The 18,595-nt window shown below is 74.0% G+C and carries 15 protein-coding genes; 6 read left to right on the top strand and 9 right to left on the bottom strand.

Annotation, left to right across the window (positions count from 1 at the left end; all coding sequences use genetic code 11):
• The first annotated feature begins 1 nt into the window (after nucleotide 1).
• Entirely contained in the window at nucleotides 2-1,636 is a 1,635-nt protein-coding gene (locus IEZ12_RS39975; RefSeq protein WP_189271440.1) for a LuxR C-terminal-related transcriptional regulator, read from the top strand.
• Between the two features lie 73 nt (nucleotides 1,637-1,709).
• On the opposite strand, the gene sucD is transcribed toward IEZ12_RS39975, so the two are convergent.
• The 6 genes from sucD to IEZ12_RS08100 form a co-directional block, all read right to left on the bottom strand.
• Nucleotides 1,710-2,600, bottom strand: a complete 891-nt coding sequence (sucD, locus tag IEZ12_RS08075; protein ID WP_043914454.1) for a succinate--CoA ligase subunit alpha — start codon at nucleotides 2,598-2,600, stop codon at nucleotides 1,710-1,712.
• An 18-nt stretch (nucleotides 2,601-2,618) separates the two neighbouring features.
• Nucleotides 2,619-3,791 carry an ADP-forming succinate--CoA ligase subunit beta gene (gene sucC, locus IEZ12_RS08080; protein ID WP_043914455.1) on the bottom strand — a complete coding sequence of 391 codons (1,173 nt, stop codon included), beginning with the start codon at nucleotides 3,789-3,791 and terminating at the stop codon, nucleotides 2,619-2,621.
• Between the two features lie 339 nt (nucleotides 3,792-4,130).
• The gene (locus IEZ12_RS08085; RefSeq protein ID WP_189271441.1) at nucleotides 4,131-5,264 is read right to left on the bottom strand and encodes a VWA domain-containing protein; all 1,134 of its coding nucleotides are present in this window, start codon (nucleotides 5,262-5,264) and stop codon (nucleotides 4,131-4,133) included.
• A 176-nt stretch (nucleotides 5,265-5,440) separates the two neighbouring features.
• Nucleotides 5,441-7,831, bottom strand: coding sequence for a DUF5682 family protein (locus IEZ12_RS08090; RefSeq protein WP_189271442.1), 2,391 nt, complete (start codon nucleotides 7,829-7,831; stop codon nucleotides 5,441-5,443).
• Nucleotides 7,828-8,925 (bottom strand): ATP-binding protein, encoded by a 1,098-nt coding sequence (locus IEZ12_RS08095; RefSeq protein ID WP_189271443.1) that lies wholly within the window; start codon nucleotides 8,923-8,925, stop codon nucleotides 7,828-7,830. Before IEZ12_RS08095 ends, IEZ12_RS08090 begins: the two co-directional genes overlap by 4 nt.
• Nucleotides 8,926-9,035: 110 nt before the next feature.
• A complete protein-coding gene (locus tag IEZ12_RS08100; RefSeq protein WP_189271444.1) occupies nucleotides 9,036-9,476 on the bottom strand; it encodes a hypothetical protein in 441 nt (146 codons plus the stop codon).
• Between the two features lie 92 nt (nucleotides 9,477-9,568).
• On the opposite strand from IEZ12_RS08100, the gene IEZ12_RS08105 reads away from it, so the two are divergent.
• The 4 genes from IEZ12_RS08105 (at nucleotide 9,569) to IEZ12_RS08120 (ending at nucleotide 13,106) form a co-directional block, all read left to right on the top strand.
• On the top strand, nucleotides 9,569-9,922 hold the full coding sequence (locus tag IEZ12_RS08105; RefSeq protein WP_189271445.1) for a MerR family transcriptional regulator: 354 nt from the start codon (nucleotides 9,569-9,571) through the stop codon (nucleotides 9,920-9,922).
• 41 nt (nucleotides 9,923-9,963) lie between these two features.
• Nucleotides 9,964-11,277 carry an SWIM zinc finger family protein gene (locus tag IEZ12_RS08110; protein ID WP_189271446.1) on the top strand — a complete coding sequence of 438 codons (1,314 nt, stop codon included), beginning with the start codon at nucleotides 9,964-9,966 and terminating at the stop codon, nucleotides 11,275-11,277.
• A gap of 132 nt (nucleotides 11,278-11,409) precedes the next feature.
• Nucleotides 11,410-11,547 carry a hypothetical protein gene (locus IEZ12_RS08115; protein ID WP_161801098.1) on the top strand — a complete coding sequence of 46 codons (138 nt, stop codon included), beginning with the start codon at nucleotides 11,410-11,412 and terminating at the stop codon, nucleotides 11,545-11,547.
• On the top strand, nucleotides 11,544-13,106 hold the full coding sequence (locus IEZ12_RS08120) for a DUF5691 domain-containing protein (RefSeq protein WP_189271447.1): 1,563 nt from the start codon (nucleotides 11,544-11,546) through the stop codon (nucleotides 13,104-13,106). The genes IEZ12_RS08115 and IEZ12_RS08120 overlap by 4 nt, the downstream gene beginning before the upstream one ends.
• Nucleotides 13,107-13,187: 81 nt before the next feature.
• Here the strand turns inward: IEZ12_RS08120 and icmB are convergent, their stop codons facing one another.
• Nucleotides 13,188-13,595, bottom strand: a complete 408-nt coding sequence (gene icmB / locus IEZ12_RS08125) for a coenzyme B12-dependent isobutyryl CoA mutase small subunit (protein WP_100587342.1) — start codon at nucleotides 13,593-13,595, stop codon at nucleotides 13,188-13,190.
• A 282-nt stretch (nucleotides 13,596-13,877) separates the two neighbouring features.
• On the opposite strand from icmB, the gene IEZ12_RS08130 reads away from it, so the two are divergent.
• On the top strand, nucleotides 13,878-14,588 hold the full coding sequence (locus IEZ12_RS08130; protein WP_189271448.1) for a M23 family metallopeptidase: 711 nt from the start codon (nucleotides 13,878-13,880) through the stop codon (nucleotides 14,586-14,588).
• Nucleotides 14,589-14,605: 17 nt separating this feature from the next.
• Here IEZ12_RS08130 and pcrA read toward each other — a convergent pair whose 3' ends face one another.
• Both pcrA and IEZ12_RS08140 read right to left on the bottom strand, forming a co-directional pair.
• Nucleotides 14,606-17,257, bottom strand: a complete 2,652-nt coding sequence (pcrA, locus tag IEZ12_RS08135; protein WP_229847341.1) for a DNA helicase PcrA — start codon at nucleotides 17,255-17,257, stop codon at nucleotides 14,606-14,608.
• Between the two features lie 68 nt (nucleotides 17,258-17,325).
• Nucleotides 17,326-18,585: an acyltransferase family protein gene (locus tag IEZ12_RS08140; RefSeq protein ID WP_189271449.1), complete on the bottom strand. Its 1,260-nt coding sequence runs from the start codon at nucleotides 18,583-18,585 to the stop codon at nucleotides 17,326-17,328.
• Nucleotides 18,586-18,595: the final 10 nt, after the last annotated feature.

Consider the following 18,595-nt stretch of genomic DNA (forward strand, 5'->3'; position numbering starts at 1 on the left):
GGTGACTTCACCTTCGACCGCCGGGCCCGGGCGCACCACCGGAGACGCGCCCCGCACCCGCAAGGACGCCGCGCACCTGGTGCGCCGGCTGTCCCCGCGCGAGGCCCAGGCGCTGGCCCGGTTCGCCGCCGGCGACGACCTGCGTACCCTGGCCCGCGACCTCGGCGTCTCCCCCGGCGCCGCCCGTGCCCACCTCAACCGCGCCGCCCGCAAACTCGGCGCCCGCACCCTCGCGGAGGCCGCCGCCCTCACCGCCGCCCCGGCGGCACCGGCCGCGGCCGCGGCGGAGACGGCTCCCGAGGCCGAGTCCGTGCCGGACACCGCGGCCGACGCCTCGCCCCCGCCCGACTCGTCCCCGCCCGACTCGCCCCCGCCCGGTTCGCCCCGGCGGCAGAAACGCAGGCGCGCCGGAAGTTCACCCGGATCGACGACGGGTGTCAGCGCGACGTCCGACACCCCCGCCGACACGGATTCACCCGCACCGGTGCCGACGACGACGGCCGACCCCGCGCGCCGCCCGGAGCCCGGGCCCGCGGGGAAGAGCCCGGCTCCCGACGGCCCGGTCGAGGCCCCCGCCGGGTTCGCCGACTTCGCCGCGCTGGTGCACACCCGGCTGGTGCAGCAGACCTTCCTGCTGACCGGCCACCGGCACCGTGCCGTGCACTGCGTGCACCTCGCGCTGGGGGCGGCCGGCCGGCGCTGGGAGGAGGTGTCGGCGGGGGCGGACCCGGAGGGGTGGGTGCGGTCGGAGGCGTTCGACCTGGCGCTGTCGCCGTGGCACCGGGGCGGGCCGCGCCGGGCCCGGGTGCTGCGGGCGCGTCGCCGGATCAAGGTCGCCGAGCCGGTCGTCCCGGAGCCGCCGACCCGGCTGACGCCCCAGGACCGGGCGCTGCTGAAGGCCCTGCAGCGGCTGTCCCGGCCGCGCCGCCGGGCGCTGGTGCTGCACGACACGCTGGGGCTGTCGGTGGAGCGGCTGGCGCTGGAGGTGGAGTCGAGCACGGCCGCGGCGGAGGCCCGGGTGCGTTCGGCCCGGGCGTCGCTGGCCCGGGAGGTCCCGGCGCTGGTCGGCCCCGACCCGGACGACCCGGAGTTCGTGGAGCGACTCGGCGAACTGCTGCACAACGCGGCGGTGCACGGCTGCCCGGGCCCCCGGCTGCCCTCCCCGGCCCTGCTGGTCGCGGACAGCCGGCTGCGCACCGGTCTGCTCACGGGCGCGGCGGCGGCGCTGACGGTGGCGGTGGGCACCGCCGTGGCGACCACCCTGCTCGGGGTGGGCCCGGCCGATCTGCTGCGTCCGGACCTGCCGGACGCGACGGCCTGCACGGCGGCGGGCTCCGGCAGCGCGGGTCCGGCAGCACCGGCCGGCGCCCCGGGCCTGCGCACGCCGTGGTGCGGCCCGACGCCGGGCGTACCGGCGCGCCTGGTCGGCCCGCCGGCCCGGGTGCTGCCGTCGGTGGAGCCGTCCGACGACCGGCCCGACGACACCGACGACCCGGGCAGTGCCGACGCCCTGCCGCCCGGCCCGTTCACGGCGCACCGCCCGCTGCTGCTCCCCCTGACGGCGCCCCGCCCGCTGCCGCCGCCGCTGGCCAAGGACTGCGTCCCGTTCACCCGGTGCCGCCCGGGCCGGGTCTGATCCGGCCCGGCGAACGCCGAAGGCGCCGCCCACCTCTCGGTGGACGGCGCCTTCGTGCCGAAGCGATGTCGCCTTACTTGGCGGCGGCGATCAGCTCGCGGGCCAGGCGGGCGGTCTCGGACGGCGTCTTGCCGACCTTGACACCGGCGGCCTCCAGGGCCTCCTTCTTCGCCTGGGCGGTGCCGGAGGAGCCGGAGACGATGGCGCCGGCGTGGCCCATGGTCTTGCCCTCGGGCGCGGTGAAGCCCGCGACGTAGCCGACGACCGGCTTGGTGACGTGCTCGGCGATGTAGGCCGCGGCACGCTCCTCGGCGTCGCCGCCGATCTCGCCGATCATCACGATCAGCTCGGTCTCCGGGTCCTCCTGGAACGCCTTGAGGGCGTCGATGTGGGTGGTGCCGATGACCGGGTCACCGCCGATACCCACCGCGGAGGAGAAGCCGAGGTCGCGCAGCTCGTACATGAGCTGGTAGGTCAGGGTGCCGGACTTCGACACCAGACCGATCTTGCCCGGGCCGGTGATGTTGGCCGGGATGATGCCCGCGTTGGACTGTCCGGGGCTGATCAGGCCGGGGCAGTTCGGGCCGATGATGCGGGTCTTGTTGCCCTTGGCGCCGGCGTGGGCCCAGAACGCGGCGGTGTCGTGCACCGGAACGCCCTCGGTGATGACCACGGCGAGGCCGATCTCGGCGTCGATCGCCTCGACCACGGCGGACTTGGTGAACGCCGGCGGGACGAAGATGACGGTGACGTCGGCACCGGTCTTCTCCATCGCCTCGACCACGGTGCCGAACACCGGGACCTCGGTGCCGTCCACGTCCACGGTGGTGCCGGCCTTGCGCGGGTTCACGCCGCCGACGATCTGGGTGCCGGAGGCGAGCATGCGGCGGGTGTGCTTCATGCCCTCGGAGCCGGTCATGCCCTGGACGATGACCTTGCTGTCCTTGGTAAGGAAGATAGCCATGGTGTTAAGTCCCCTTCCTTACTTGTTGGCCAGCTCGGCGGCGCGGTCGGCGGCGCCGTCCATGGTGTCCACCTGCTGCACCAGCGGGTGGTTGGCGTCGGTCAGGATCTGACGACCCAGCTCGGCGTTGTTGCCGTCCAGGCGGACGACCAGCGGCTTGGTGACGGCCTCGCCCTTGCTCTCCAGGAGCGCGAGGGCCTGCACGATGCCGTTGGCGACCGCGTCGCACGCGGTGATGCCGCCGAAGACGTTGACGAAGACCGACTTGACGTCGGTGTCGCCCAGGATGATCTCCAGGCCGTTCGCCATCACCTCGGCGGACGCGCCGCCGCCGATGTCGAGGAAGTTGGCCGGCTTCACGCCGCCGTGGTTCTCACCGGCGTACGCGACGACGTCCAGGGTGCTCATGACGAGGCCCGCGCCGTTGCCGATGATGCCGACCTGGCCGTCGAGCTTGACGTAGTTCAGGCCCTTCGCCTTGGCCGCGGCCTCCAGCGGGTTGGCGGCGGCCTTGTCCTCGAGCGCCTCGTGCTCCGGCTGGCGGAACTCGGCGTTCTCGTCGAGGGAGACCTTGCCGTCCAGCGCGATGATCTTGCCGTCGCCGGACTTGATCAGCGGGTTGACCTCGACCAGGAGGGCGTCCTCCTTGACGAAGACGACCCAGAGCTTCTGCAGGACGTCGGCGACCTGGTCGGCGATCTCGGCCGGGAACTTCGCGGCGGCGACGATCTCGGCGGCCTTCTCCGGGGTCACGCCCTCGTTGGCGTCCACCGGGATCTTGGCGAGCGCGTCCGGGTTCTCCTCGGCCACGACCTCGATCTCCACGCCGCCCTCGACGCTGGCCATGGCCAGGAAGGTGCGGTTGGTGCGGTCGAGCAGGAAGGAGACGTAGTACTCCTCCTTGATGTCCGCGGTCTGCGCCAGCATCACCTTGTGGACGGTGTGGCCCTTGATGTCCATACCGAGGATCGCCTCGGCCTTGGCCACGGCGTCCTGCGGGTCGGACGCGAGCTTCACGCCACCGGCCTTGCCTCGGCCACCCACCTTCACCTGAGCCTTGACGACGGCTCGGCCGCCGAAGCGCTCCGCGATGGCGGCAGCGTCTGCGGCGGTCTCGATGACATCGCCGTCAAGCACGGGTACACCGTGCTTGGCGAAGAGGTCCCTCGCCTGGTACTCGAACAGGTCCACGTGTTTGTCCTTGTTCGTGGTCGCGGAATGTGTCTCTACGAGCGTGCCACGGCAGGATCTTCGCTGCGGGTCGTCGGCGCTGGGCGGGTACGCAGATGTACGGCCTTGCGGCCCACCCAGGCGCCGGGCGCATCGTGGATCAACACGCGCGTCACGTCCGCATGGCAGGTTATCCCCGGACGGCGGGCAGGTTTCGCCCGGGACCGGCTCGACCTTCGTGAGAACCGTCACAGCGGACCTGGTCCGGCGTGTCGACGGCCTCCCGCGACCCCGCGGCGCACGACGGCCCACCGCACCACACGATCACCCGGACGGGTGGCGTCAGCCGCCATTGACCGGTCACTGCCGGTTCGGCACCGGCAGCGGACGCTTCTCGATCGCGGCCGCCATGATGTCCGGGAACGCGTCCGGGGTGCAGGCGAACGCCGGAGCCCCCAACGCGGCCAGCGCCTGCGCGTGCGCGTGGTCGTACGCCGGCGCGCCCTCGTCGGACAACGCCAGCAGCGCGATGAACTGCACCCCCGACGCCTTCATCGACGCCACCCGCTTCAGCATCTCGTCCCGGATGCCGCCCTCGTACAGGTCGCTGATCAGCACCACGATCGTCTCCGACGGGCGGGTGATCTTCGACTGGCAGTACGCCAGCGCCCGGTTGATGTCGGTGCCGCCGCCCAACTGGGTCGCGAACAGCACGTCCACCGGGTCGCTCAGCTGCTCGGTCAGGTCCACCACCGAGGTGTCGAACACCACCAGCCGGGTGTCCAGGCTGTGCATCGACGCCAGCACCGCGCCGAACACCGCCGAGTGCACCACCGACGGCGCCATCGACCCCGACTGGTCGATGCACAGGATCACGTCCTTCTTCACCGCCCGCTGTGCCCGCGCGTAGCCGACCAGCCGCTCCGGCACCACCGTCCGGTACTCCGGCAGGTACTTCGACAGGTTGGCCCGGATGGTCCGGTCCCAGTCGATGTCCCGGTGCTTGGGCCGGTTCACCTTGGCGCTGCGGTCCAGCGCCCCGCCCAGCGTCGAACGGGTCTTGTCGGCCAGCCGGCGCTCCAGCTCCGCGACCACCTTGCCGACCACCATGCGGGCCGACTCCCGGGTGGTCTCCGGCAGCGCGTGCTTCAACGACAGCAGCGTCCCCACCAGGTGCACGTCCGGCTCCACCGCTGCCAGCATCTCCGGCTCCAGCAGCAGCCGGTCCAGCCCCAGCCGGGAGATCGCGTCCTGCTGCATCAGCTGCACCACGCTGGTCGGGAAGTACTCCCGGATGTCGCCCAACCACCGCGCCACCTGCGGCGCGGACCCCCCGAGCCCCGCCGACCGCTTCCCGTCCTCCCGGTACAGCGCCCCGAGCGCCCCGTCCATCCCCGCATCCCGCCGCGACAGCCGCACCCCGGTCCCGTCCCCCTCGGCTCCCAGGACGAGCCGCCACCGCCGCATCCGCTCATCATCCTGACGGACAGTCATCTGAACTCACTCCTCACCCGCAGGGAAAGCTGCGCGAAGCGGAAGAAACAAGGGAACGGGCACCTCCCGGCCCGCCAGGGCTGGGAGAGAACTGCGCAGAGCGGAAGGAGCGGAGGGCACGATCAGGGCACTGCAGCGCGGGCCCACCACTGATCGCATCCCCCGCCCACGACACGTCAGCTCGCGCGGCGGTCCGCCTGGCGCGGGATGACCGCTTGCCGCACGCCCAGGAGCAGCGCCAGCACGGGCGTCGTCGCGTCCGCGCGCTCCGCGTCCAGCTCGATGTCGGGGCCGCTGTCCACGACAGAAGTGCTCAGCGGTCCGGCGGCGACCCGGGAGCCGATGGTGTGGCGGACGCCCGTCTCCAGGGAGGAGAAGGTGCGGCGCAGGATCGGCAGCAGGTCGGTGAAGGTCTCGGCGGGGACGCCGCACAGCCAGGTGTCGAGCAGGCCGAGCAGGGCCGGGTCGTGCAGGAGCATCGCGCCGCCGCCGGAGACCAGGCCCTCGACCCAGCCGGCGGCGTCCAGCGGACCGGAGGCGATCGAGAGGACCAGGCCGAGCCGCCGGCCGGCCTCCGCGGTGTCGATCCGGCCGTCGTCGAGCAGCAGTCGGACAGCGCGGCCGCGCAGCAGCCCGGGGACGCCGGTGGCCGGTCCGCCGTGCGGTTCGCGGGCGGCGAGCGCCGTGAGGGTGCCGGCCCACCGTTCGCCGATGGCGGTGTCGGAGAGCAGGGCGATCGCCTGGTGGACGGCGTCGATCTCGGTGCGGCGGGCGCTCGCGCCGTCCGCGTCGAGGCCGGTGCAGGCCGCGGGCAGGGCGACGCAGAGCCGTTCGGCGAGGCCGAGCGCGACGGCGGTGAGGGCGCTGGTGTCGGTGGCGCGGACGTCGCCGTAGCGCAGGGTGCGGACCAGGGCGGGCAGTGCGGTGGCGAGGTGTCCGGCGTCGGTGTCGAGCGCGGCGCGGTCGGCGAGCCGCCGCATCACCTCGGGCAGGGCGTCGGGGAGCGCGGCCAGCAGGCAGTGCTCGGCGAGTTCGGTGAGCGCGGTGAGCTCGGCGCCGGCCGCGTCGGCGACCGCCTTGCCGGTGGCGGCGCCCAGCACGGTGGTGCCCCACTGGCCGGCCTCGACCAGACGGACGGCGTACTCGGGTTCCCAGACGAGCTGCCAGGTCTCCCGGAAGGTGCCGGTGGACTGCACGCTGTCGCGGACCGGCCGGCCCCAGTGCAGGCCGAGGAGCCGCAGCCGGTGCAGCAGTCGGGAGCGCTCGGCGTCGAGGTCCTTGCGCAGGTCGAGGACGAGTTCGCGGCCGGTCGCCTCGGGCTTGAGCCGCAGCGTGCGCTGAAGGCGCGTCAGGTCGCGCTGCAGCGGCACCGCGGGCGCGTCGTCGGGGACCTCGCCGAGCGCGTCGCCGACCACCAGCCGGTCGTGGACCAGGGCGAGGGCCAGGTCGGAGCCGTCGCACATGACGGCGCGGACCGCGTCCAGGGTCTCGGTGAGGCCGGGCAGCGGACGGCCGCGCATCGCGGCGAGGGTGTCGGCCAGCCGGATCGCCTCGATGACGTGCGCGGAGGAGACCGGGTGGTCCTCGGCGCGCAGCAGTCCGGCGACCTTGGTCATCCAGCGGGCGATCGGCTGCTCGGGCGTGGTGTACAGGTGGTGGTACCAGCCGGGCGAGTCGATGCCGGCGCCGTAGCCGGTGTGCTGGGACAGCCGCCGGTGGGTCCACGGCACCCAGGTGAGTTCGGTCTTCAGCTTCTTGGGGAGTTCGGCGAGCAGCGCCCGGTCGTGCGCGACGGTCGGCATGACGGCCAGCGCGGGGACGTGCCAGGCGCCGCAGACCACGGCGATCCGCTGGTGCCCGGCCCGGCGGGCGGCGCGGATCTGCTGCCGCATGGCGGCCTCGCGGATCTCGTCGCGCCGCTCGACGGGGTGGTGCTCGCGCAGCGCGGCCATCGCCTCGGCGAGAGCGGCGAACGGTTCGAGCGCCTCGGCAAGGGAGCAACCGGGCACCTGGGGGTACCCCCGGCCGAAGGCTGGGGGAGGGTCGGCGCCGGGGGTGCGGTGCTCGATCACGTCCTCCCACCAGGCCTCCGGGTCGGGATGTCCGGCGGCGGCGGCGAGTTCGGCGATCGGGTCGACGGGGGCGGGCCCGGAAGTGCCCCCCGGCACTCCCGGCCCCTGCTCCCCCTCTTCTGACGCGCCGTCGGCCGGGAATGTCGCATCCGGATCGGCGCCGCGCGGCGGGAGCGCGAGACTCTGCCCGGCCGGCAGGTCGATGAACCGGACCGGCACCCCGGCGTCCGCGGCGTGCCGCAGCGCCACCCACTCGGGGGAGAACTCGGCGTACGGCCAGAACGCGGCCCGCGCCGGGTCGTCGCTGACGTGGGCGAGCAGGGCGACCGGCGGGACCATGTCCTTCTCGGCGGCCAGCGCGGTCAGCTCGTCGGCCTCCGGGGGTCCCTCGATCAGCACCGCGTCGGGCTGCAGGGCGGCCAGCGCGGCGGCGACCGCGCGGGCCGAGCCGGGGCCGTGGTGGCGCACCCCGAGCAGCGTCACCTGGGCACTCACGCGGAGACCTCCCGGGCGGCCCGGTAGAAGTCCTTCCAGCCGTCGCGGTCGCGGACCACGCCTTCCACGTACTCGCGCCACACCTGCCGGTCGGCGACCGGGTCGCGGACCACGGCGCCGACGATGCCGTCCGCGACGTCGCCGGCCCGCAGCACGCCGTCGCCGAAGTGGGTGGCCAGCGCGAGGCCGTTGGTGACCACCGAGATCGCCTCGGCGGTGGACAGCGTGCCGCTGGGGGTCTTCACCTTGGTGCGGCCGTCGGCGGTCAGACCGGCCCGCAGCTCGCGGAAGACGGTGACCACCCGGCGGATCTCCTCGGCGCCGCCCGGCAGTTCGGGCAGGTCGAGGGAGCGGCCGAGCTGGCCGACCCGGCGGGTGACGATCTCCACCTCCTCGTCGAGGGTGGCGGGCAGCGGCAGCACCACGGTGTTGAACCGGCGGCGCAGCGCGGAGGAGAGCTCGTTGACGCCGCGGTCGCGGTCGTTGGCGGTGGCGATCACGTTGAAGCCGCGCACCGCCTGCACCTCGGTGCCGAGTTCGGGCACCGGCAGGGTCTTCTCCGACAGGATGGTGATCAGGCTGTCCTGCACGTCGGCGGGGATGCGGGTGAGCTCCTCGACGCGGGCGATCTGCCCGTCCCGCATGGCCCGCATCAACGGGGACGGCACCAGGGCGTCCTCGCTGGGCCCGTGGGCGAGCAGCTGCGCGTAGTTCCACCCGTAGCGGACCGCCTCCTCCGGGGTGCCCGCGGTGCCCTGGACGAGCAGCGTGGAGTCGCCCGAGATCGCGGCGGCCAGGTGCTCGGACACCCAGGTCTTGGCCGTGCCGGGCACACCGAGCAGCAGCAGCGCCCGGTCGGTGGCCAGCGTCGTCACGGCGACCTCGATCACCCGGCGCGGCCCGATGTACTTGGGCGTGATCACCGTCCCGTCGGCGAGCTCCCCGCCCAACAGGTACGTGGCGACCGCCCACGGCGACAGCCGCCAACGCTCCGGCCGCACCCGGTCGTCATGCCGGGCAAGGGCGGCCAACTCCTCGCCGAACGCGTCCTCGGCGTGCTGCCGCAGGACCTCGCTGGTCGTCTCGGTGGTCATCGACTGCTCCGATCTCACGGGACGTCAGAACACTGCGCAGAAAGGGCGCGAAGGGGGAATGGCACGGCGCTGACCTGGGGATACATACTCCCGTTCGGGCCGTGCGAGACCTACTCTGCACCCCGCCACCGACAATTCCGCCGGCCCCGTGCCGCAGCCGCCCGGTCGGCGACGAGCGGCCACAGCTGGGCCGCGCCGAACGCCAGCTCGACGGCCAGGAAGCCCCACAGCAGGCCGGTCGCGCCGTGGGCCAGGGCCCAGGCCTGCCAGCAGGCGAACAGGAGGCGGGCGGCGCCGTCGTAGCGGCCGTGCACCGGGAGGGGGCGGAGGAGGCGGAGGAGGGCCCACACCACGACCAGGGAGCCCATCAGGTTGGCGAACAGGGTCAGCACGGGCTCCGGCGGCGGGAGTTCGCCCACCCCGAGGGCCCGCCCGGCGGCGGACAGCGCGCGGTGCGCCAGGGCGAACGTCCAGGGGGTGGCGAACGGGGCGGTGACCAGCAGGTCGTACCAGGCGCTGGCGCGGACCACGCGGAGGTGGCGGGGTGTCATCGGGCGGTCTCCTTCAACTCTCGCCGTGCGGACCGCCCCAGGTTCGACCCTGGAGTACTGTCCAAGGTCAAGTCGCCGACGGAGGCAGGGACATGAGGATCGGGGAACTCGCCGAGCGGGCCGGGCTGAGCCGCGATGCCGTCCGGTTCTACGAGCGCACCGGGCTGCTGACGGCCCGCCGGCTGCCGAACGGCTACCGCGACTTTCCGCCGGAGGCGGTGCCCTGGCTGCGGTACGTCCGTACCGCGCAGGCGCTCGGCTTCTCGCTCGCCGAGATCGCCCGCACCGGCGCGGAACTGGACGGCGCACCGGACGCCGCCGAGCGACTGTCGGCGCTGCTGCGGGAGAAGATCGCCCTGATCGACGCCCGCACCGCCGAGCTCGCGGCGCTGCGCGCGGATCTCGTCGAGCGGGTCGGCTCCGGCTGTCCGCTGGCCCCGGCCTGACCGTCCCTCAACTGTCAGTGGCGCCGCCTAACGTCGTGGGCATGGAGGAACGCTGGAGCACCGAACACGTCCTTTCCCTGGCCCCCGACCCGGCGTCCCAGAAAGCCGCGGGCAAGCTCTCCGGGCCCGCACCGTGGAGTGGCGCCGGCACCGGTCAGGGCGCGCTGTGGGGCCTGTGCAAGGGCAGCGGCAGCACGCCGTACCGGACGGCGGTGGAGCTCGGCACCCCCGCCTACAAGTGCAGTTGCCCGAGCCGAAAGTTCCCGTGCAAGCACGCCCTGGGCCTGCTGCTGCTGTGGGCGTCCGGGCCGGAGGCCGTCACCGCGGCCGCCGAGGCGCCCGACTGGGTGTCGGAGTGGCTGAACGGCCGTAGTCAGGCCGCCGCCGACAAGGCCGCCAAGCAGCAGGCGAAGGCCGCCGACGCGGATCCGGAGGCCGCCCGCAAGCGGGCCGCCAAGCGTTCCGCGCGGGTCGCCGCGGGCGCGCTCGACCTGCGGCTGCGGCTGGCCGACGGCATCCGCCGGGGCCTCGCCGATCCGCCGCCCGCGGGCGCCTGGGACGAGGTCGCGGCCCGCATGGTCGACGCCCAGGCCCCGGGCCTGGCCGGCCGGGTCCGGGCGCTGGCCGACACCCCGCAGGACGGTCTGCTGGAGGAGTACGCGATGCTGCACCTGCTGGCCGGCGCGTACGGCCGGATCGACGCCCTGCCGGAGGCGCTCGCCGCGACCGTCCGCACCCGGGTCGGCTTCACCACCGACACCGCCGAACTGCTCGCCGGCCCGACCGTCCGCGACCGCTGGCAGGTCCTCGGCAGCCGGGACACCGCCGACGAGCGGCTCACCACCCGCCGGGTGTGGCTGCGCGGCGCGAAGACCGGCCGTGACGCCCTGCTGCTGGCCTTCGGCCGCCCCGGCCAGGCCCCCGACCTGGCGCTGCCCACCGGCCGGCTGCTGGAGGCCGACGTCGCCTTCCACCCGGGCGCCCGCCCGCTGCGCGCCGTCCTCGGCACCCGGTACGGCGACCCCGAGCCGGCCCCGGCGGCCGTGCCCGCCGGACTCTCCCCGGCGGAGGCGCTGGCCGCGTACGGCGACGCCGTCGCCGAGGACCCGTGGCTGGACAGCTGGCCGGCCGTCCTCACCGACGTCGTCCCCGTCCTCACCCCGGACGGCTGGCAGCTCACCGACGGCCGGCACACCCTTCCGGTGCGCCGCGGCGCGCTCGCCGACGCCGCGCTGTGGCGTCTCGCCGCGGTCTCCGCCGGCCACCCCGTCACGCTGTTCGGCGAGTGCGGCCACGCCGGCTTCACGCCCGTCACCGCCTGGGACGCCGAGCACCGCCCCGTCGGCCTCGGCTGACCGACAACCTCCACCCGCACGCCTGACGCCACGTCACGGCCTCGGCATGCCCGAAAAAGCCACCACACCCGACCGACCGGCCCTTCGGCGCTCCCCGGCGTCTCCCGACGGCCCGTCAACCGGAGGAACCACATGTCCTGCATCCGCACCCGCCAGCGCGCCGCCGTCCGACGCATCTGCCTGCACCACGCCGCCCGCCGCGCCGCCACCGCCAGCGGCTGGGGCCGGCGCCACCGCACCGACGCCCGCCCGATCGGGGGCCGCGCATGACCGCCGCCGCCCTCGCCGGCGACCAGTGGGCCGACCTGCAGGGCGCGGCCCTGCTCGGCACCGACCGCCGTCCGCTGCCCGAACCCGGCACGCCGCTCGCCGAGTCCGTGGACCGTACCGACCCGGCCACCGCGCTGCTCGACCTGGCCGCCCTCGCCGCGGTCCGCCGCCGGGCCGGCGCGCTGCCCACGCCCGCCGTGGACGCCCCCGCGCCCGCCCCGGACGACACCCGCCCGGCACTGCCCGAACCCGCCGCCCGCCGGCTCGCCGTACTGCTCGGCACCCGCGGCGGCCACGGCTCCACCGCCAACCTGGCCGAGCTGCTCCCGCAGTGGCTGGCCGCGGCCCGCGCGCGCGGCTACCGGCCGCCGCCCGCGCTCGTCCCGGCGCTGCTGGACACCGCCCGGGCCCGTTCCGAGCTGCGCGGCGACGCCGTCACCCTGGCCGGCCCGCTCGGCCGCTGGCTGGCCCCGCAGAACCCCGACTGGCGGTACGTCACCCGGACCGCCGCCGACCACGACGACCTCGACCGGCCCGGCGAACTCCTCTGGCAGGAAGGCCTGTTCGCCGAACGCGTCACCCACCTGACCCGGCTGCGCCGGACCGACCCGGCGGCCGGCCTGGCCCTGCTCGCCTCCACCTGGCCGACCGAGCGGGCCGAGGACCGGGTGCTGTTCCTCGACGCGCTGCAGGACGGACTGTCCGGCGCCGACGAGGAGTTCCTGGAGGCCGCGCTCGGCGACCGTTCCAAGAACGTCCGCGCCACCGCCGCCGAACTGCTCTCCACGCTGCCCGGCTCGGCGCTCGCCGCCCGGATGGCCGACCGCGCCCGCGCGGCCGTCCGGTTCGCGGACGGCCGGCTGCACGTCACCCCGCCGGACGCCTGCGACGCCGCCATGCAGCGCGACGGCATACCCGTCAAGTCGCCCACCGGGCGCGGCGAACGGGCCTGGTGGTTCGGCGAGGTCGCGGCCGCCGCCCCGCTCGCGCTGTGGACCGCCGACACCGGGCTGACCCCGGACCGGCTGCTCGCCGTGCCCACCGTGGACGCGGACGGCGGCGGCGGCGCGGAGTGGGCCGAGGACCTGCGCGAGGCGTGGGCCCGCGCCGCCGTCCGCCAGCAGAACGCCGACTGGGCGCGGGCGCTGCTCGGCGCCCCGCCCCGGCCCGGCCGGGAGAGCCGCACCCCGGGCGCGCCCGCGAAGCTGCTCGCCGTCCTGTCGCCCGCCGAACGCGCCGCCTGGACGGCCGCGTTCGTGCAGACCCACGGCCTCGGCGACGCCTTCCAGCTGCTCGGCGCCTGCGCCACCCCGTGGACGCCGCCGCTGTCGACCGCCGTGGTCGCCGCCCTCAAGCGGGCCGCGGAGCTCGGCTCGTACCCGTGGAGCCACAGCGGCGTCCTCGGCATGACCGAGCGCGCCCTCGCCCCGGAGACCGCGCCGGCGGTCGAGGCGCTGGCCGCCGACACCTCCCCCGACACCGCCTGGTCCGACACCTTCACCCGGCTCGCCGGCACCCTGCGGTTCCGGCAGGCGATGCTCGGCGAACTCGCCGGGTAGCGAACGGGGGGCGAACGGGGGCCCGACAGCACAGCACAGCGGCCCCGGGCGAGTCCGTCGCCCGGGGCCGCTGCGGCACGATCAACTGGCGGTGCGCAGGTTCGCCTCGACCCAGCTCACCACGTCCTGGGTGGAGGTGCCGGGGGTGAAGATGTCGGCGACGCCCAGCGACTTCAGCTCCGCGATGTCCGCGTCCGGGATGATCCCGCCGCAGAAGACCTTGATGTCGGCCGCGTCGCGCTCCTTGAGCAGCTCGATCACCTTCGCGCAGAGCGTCATGTGCGCGCCCGACAGGATGGACAGGCCGATGCCGTCCGCGTCCTCCTGGATCGCCGTGTCGACGATCTGCTCGGGCGTCTGGTGCAGGCCGGTGTAGATGACCTCCATGCCCGCGTCGCGCAGCGCCCGCGCGATGACCTTGGCGCCCCGGTCGTGCCCGTCGAGACCGGGCTTGGCGACCACTACTCGGATCGGCCCTGACACAACCATGACTGCCTCCTGGACCACGTCGTCCACCACCCGGCCGACCTCGTCGCGGGGGCGTGTTAACCACTTTTAACAGATCTGAGGGGAGGGTAGCGGCCCGGCAGGGCCGCCGTCCTTTCCCGCCGGTCAAGAGGAGGGGAAAATCACAGCCCACCCCGCCTGCCGGCCCCGGCCGCCGTCGCGCCACGCCTGCTGAAATGCACGCTTTGTCCGCTCTGTCGACGCCCCGCTACAGTCTCGACCGCGTCCTCCCGTACGTCCCCGAGCCGCCGCGAGGTGACAGCCGTGGTCCCCAGCAGCCGTGCCGCCGCCCGTGCCGAGCGCCGGGCCCGGGCCCGCAGCGCCACCAGGACGGCGGTGCTGGCGGTCGCGCTGCCCTCGGTGGCGGCGCTGGGCGTGTTCGCGGCCGCCGTCGCCTCCGCGCACCCGCCGCCGCACCGGCCGCCGAGCGCCGCCCCGCTCCCCGGCGGGCCGGACCGGCAGGCCGCCGCCCGGCCGGAGCTCCCCGACCGCGCCGACCGGACGGGCCGTCAGCCCGCCGACCTGACGGCCGAATCGGCGGCCCGTCGGGCCGAGGAGGAGCAGGCGGCCGCGTCGGCCCGGCGCTTCTCGCTGCCGGTGGCCCGGCCCGGCCTGAGCGCGGTGTTCGGCGAGCCCGGCGCGCACTGGTCCGCGCGGCACACCGGCATCGACTTCCCGGTGTCGTCCGGCACCCCGGTGCTGGCCGTCACCGACGGCGCCGTCGGCACCCAGTGGCACCCGGCGTACGGCCGGCTGGCGACGGTCACCGCGCCCGACGGCACCCGCACCCTGTACGGGCACCTGCGCGCGTACCGGATCCTGCGCGGCCCGGTCCGGGCCGGCGAGGTGATCGGCTGGTCCGGCAGCACCGGCAACAGCACCGGGCCGCACCTGCACTTCGAGGTGCGGCCCGACGGCGAGACCCCCGTCGACCCGGTGCCGTGGCTGCTGGACCGCGGCCTCGACCCCCGCTGAGGCCGGGGCCGGTCGGGTCAGAGCTTCTCGACCGGGGCGTAGCGCAGCAGCAGTTCCTTGCGCCCGGCGGTGCCGAAGTCGACGGTGGCACGGGCCTTGTCGCCGACGCCCTGGGTGGCGACCACGGTGCCCAGGCCGAAGCTGTCGTGGCTGACCCGGTCGCCGACGGCGAGCGCCACCACCTCCCGGTCGACCACGGTGCGCGCCGACTTGCCCCAGCCGGCCTTCGGCGAGGCGCTCGCCGAGAAGCCGCTGCCGCCGCTGCTGCTGCGCCCGCCCGACGACGAGGAGGACGACGAGGACGAGGAGAAGCGGGAGGCGGGCACGGCGGCCGCGCCGGTGCGCTTCCACTCGATCAGGTTCTCCGGGATCTCCTCCAGGAACCGGGACGCCGGGTTGTACGACGGCTGCCCCCAGGCGCTGCGCAGCACCGACCTGGTCAGGAAGAGCCGCTGCCGGGCCCGGGTGAGGCCGACGTAGGCGAGGCGCCGCTCCTCCTCCAGTTCCTTGACCTGGTTCAGCGCCCGCATGTGCGGGAAGATCCCGTCCTCCATGCCGGTGAGGAAGACCACCGGGAACTCCAGGCCCTTGGCGGTGTGCAGGGTCATCATCGTGATGACGCCCGCGCCGGCCCCGTCCTCGTCGGCATCCGGGATCTGGTCGGAGTCGGCGACCAGCGCGACCCGCTCCAGGAAGTCCGCCAGCGAGCCGACCGGCGGGCCCTCGTCGCCCTCGGGCCGCTCCCCCGGGTCCTTCTCGTACTCCAGCGCCACGGACGCGAGCTCCTGGAGGTTCTCCACCCGGGTCTCGTCCTGCGGGTCGGTGGACGCCTGGAGTTCGGCCAGGTAACCGGTCTCCTCCAGGACGGCCTCCAGCACCGCGGCCGGCCCGGCCCCGGACTCGACCACCTGGCGCAGCCCGGCCATCAGGTCGTTGAACTTCTTGACCGCGTTGGCGGAGCGCGCCGCCATCCCGTACGCCTCGTCGACCCGGCGCAGCGCCTGCGCGAAGGAGATCCGCTCGCGCGAGGAGAGCGCGTCGATCATCGCCTCGGCGCGTTCGCCGATGCCGCGCTTGGGCACGTTGAGGATCCGGCGCAGCGGCACGGTGTCCTCCGGGTTGGACAGCACCCGCAGGTACGCGAGGACGTCCTTGACCTCCTTGCGCTCGTAGAAGCGCACCCCGCCGACCACCTTGTACGGCAGGCCGACCCGGATGAACACCTCCTCGAACACCCGGGACTGCGCGTTGGTGCGGTAGAAGATCGCCACGTCGCCGGGGCGGGCGTGGCCGGCGTCGGTGAGCCGGTCGATCTCGTCGGCGATGAACTGGGCCTCGCCGTGCTCGTCGTCGGCGACGTAGCCGACCACCTGCTCGCCCTGGTCGCCGGCCGTCCACAGGTTCTTCTTGCGGCGGTTGGTGTTCCGCTCGATCACCGAGTTCGCGGCGGTCAGGATGGTCTGGGTGGAGCGGTAGTTCTGCTCCAGCAGGATCGTCGTCGCGTTCGGGTAGTCCTCCTCGAACGCGAGGATGTTGCGGATCGTCGCGCCGCGGAAGGCGTAGATCGACTGGTCGGCGTCACCGACCACGCACAGCTCGGCGGGCGCGATCTGCGCCAGCCTGGCCTCCGTCGGGTCGACGAAGTCGCCGTCCGCGGTCATCCGCGGGGCGTGCGCGGCCGAGCCGCCGGACAGCTCCCGCACCAGCGTGTACTGGGCGTGGTTGGTGTCCTGGTACTCGTCGACCAGGATGTGGCGGAACCTGCGCCGGTAGTGCTCGGCGACGTCCGGGAACGCCTGCAGCAGGTTGACGGTGGTCATGATGATGTCGTCGAAGTCCAGCGCGTTGGCCTCGCGCAGGCGCCGCTGGTAGAGGAAGTACGCCTCGGCGAGCTTCTTCTCCATCGGGTTCGCGGCCTGGTCGGCGTACGTCTCCTCGTCGATCAGCTCGTTCTTGAGGTTGCTGACCTTCGCGGTGAACGACTTCGGCGGGAACTGCTTGGGGTCGAGGTCCAGGTCCCGGCAGACCAGCGCCATCAGGCGCTGCGAGTCCGCCGAGTCGTAGATCGAGAAGCTGGAACTCATGCCCAGCAGCTTCGCCTCGCGGCGCAGGATCCGGACGCACGCGCTGTGGAACGTCGACACCCACATCGCCTTGGCGCGCGGGCCGACCAGCGCCTCCACGCGTTCGCGCATCTCGCCGGCGGCCTTGTTGGTGAAGGTGATCGCCAGGATCTCGCCGGGCTGCACGCCCCGCGCGGCCAGCAGGTACGCGATCCGGTGGGTCAGCACCCGGGTCTTGCCGGAGCCCGCGCCGGCCACGATCAGCAGCGGCGAGCCGTGGTGCAGCACCGCCTCGCGCTGCGGGTCGTTCATGCCCTCCAGCAGCTGCGCCGGGTCCACCACGGTGCGCGCCGCGCCGTTGCGGTGCCAGGCGTCGCGCTCGGCCTCGGCGGCGTGGTCGGTGGCGAACAGCCCGTCCGGGATGTCCTCCTCCGCGCCGTACCCGGGGTCGTACGGCGGCTCGTCGTACGGTTCGTCCGCGGGCGGCGCCTCCTCGTCGGACCACGACGTCAGGGGCGGCTGCTGCACCGCGCCGGGGCGGCGGCTCGACCCGACGGCAGGACGCTCGAAGCCGGGGAGCGGGAGGTCATCGAAGAGGCTAGTCATGGCCCTTCGAGTCTATGGCCCTGCACCGACAAGCCCGGCCGGTTCCGTCGGAACCGGCCGGGCCGGGGTCAGGACTCGGCGCCGACGGCCTGCCGCTCGCGGGCCGCCTCCTCGGCGGCGAGCCTGGCCTTCTTCTCGCGCTTGGCCAGCGCCTCCCGGGCGTCGATGCCGCGCATCCGCTCGAAGGACTTCTCCAGACCGCGGTTGAGCAGCTTCGATCCGGGCTTCTCTATGTACCGGTTCACCAGCCACGAGGCGACCAGCATGCCGCCGATCACGATCCCGGCCTCGGCGTACGGCCCGACCTTGCCCTGCAGGTGGACCAGGAACCACCAGCCGATCACCTGGTGCAGCAGGTACAGCGGGTAGGTCATCGCGCCGAGCACCGTCAGCCAGGGCCACTTGACCCAGCGGAACCAGCCGAGCGCGGTGCCCGCGACCACGACGAACGCCAGGGTCATCAGGATCAGCAGCTTGGTGTAGGACAGCGTGTCGCCGGAGAAGGCCTGGTAGTCCGACATGATCTTGTGCAGCTTGTTCTGGGCGAGCAGCCAGGAGAACCCGACGATCCCCCACAGCAGCAGGTCCTGCCCGTACCGGTACATCAGGTACATCGCGATGCCGGCGACGAAGAACGACGAGTAGTCGGGGAAGAAGATCAGGTCCAGGAACGGCAGTCCGGAGGCGGTGGTGAGCACCGACGCGAAGGTCCACATCGCACAGAACGCGACCACCCGCTTGTACGTCAGCCCGAACGCGACCACCAGGCCGAACAGCACGTAGAAGCGCAGCTCGATCCAGAGCGTCCAGTACACCGGGTCGACGTCCCAGACGCCCTCGCCCTTCTGAACCATCGTCAGGTTGGTCAGCACGTCCGAGTACCGGAACAGCTTGCCGTTCCACATCCAGTTCGGACGGGCGTACAGGATCAGTGCGCCGGCCACCAGCACCCCGAACCAGTACGCCGGGAACAGCCGGACCACCCGGGAGCGGAAGAACGCCCCGGAGGTCTTGCCCCAGCAGGACATGCAGATCACGAACCCGCTGATCAGGAAGAACAGCTCGACGCCGATCCAGCTGTACTTCCCGATGTCGTGCAGGACGGGTATCACGTCCGAGGTACGGCCGCCCCACACGTCCTTCGGCCAGCCCTGGTAGCCCGCGTAGTGCCAGAGCACGACACCCAGCGCGGCCAGCAGCCGCAGCAGGTCGAGCAGGTACAGCCGGGGCCGGGGGGCCGTTCCGGGGAGCGGCCGACCCGGCCCGTCACCTGCGGCGGGAGCGGGCCCGCGCAGCCTCGGCGGCACCACGCTCTGGTCGTAGGACATCGAAGGGACT

Origin of the sequence: Kitasatospora griseola, from assembly GCF_014648555.1 — a bacterium.
Classification (GTDB): Bacteria; Actinomycetota; Actinomycetes; order Streptomycetales; family Streptomycetaceae; genus Kitasatospora; species Kitasatospora griseola.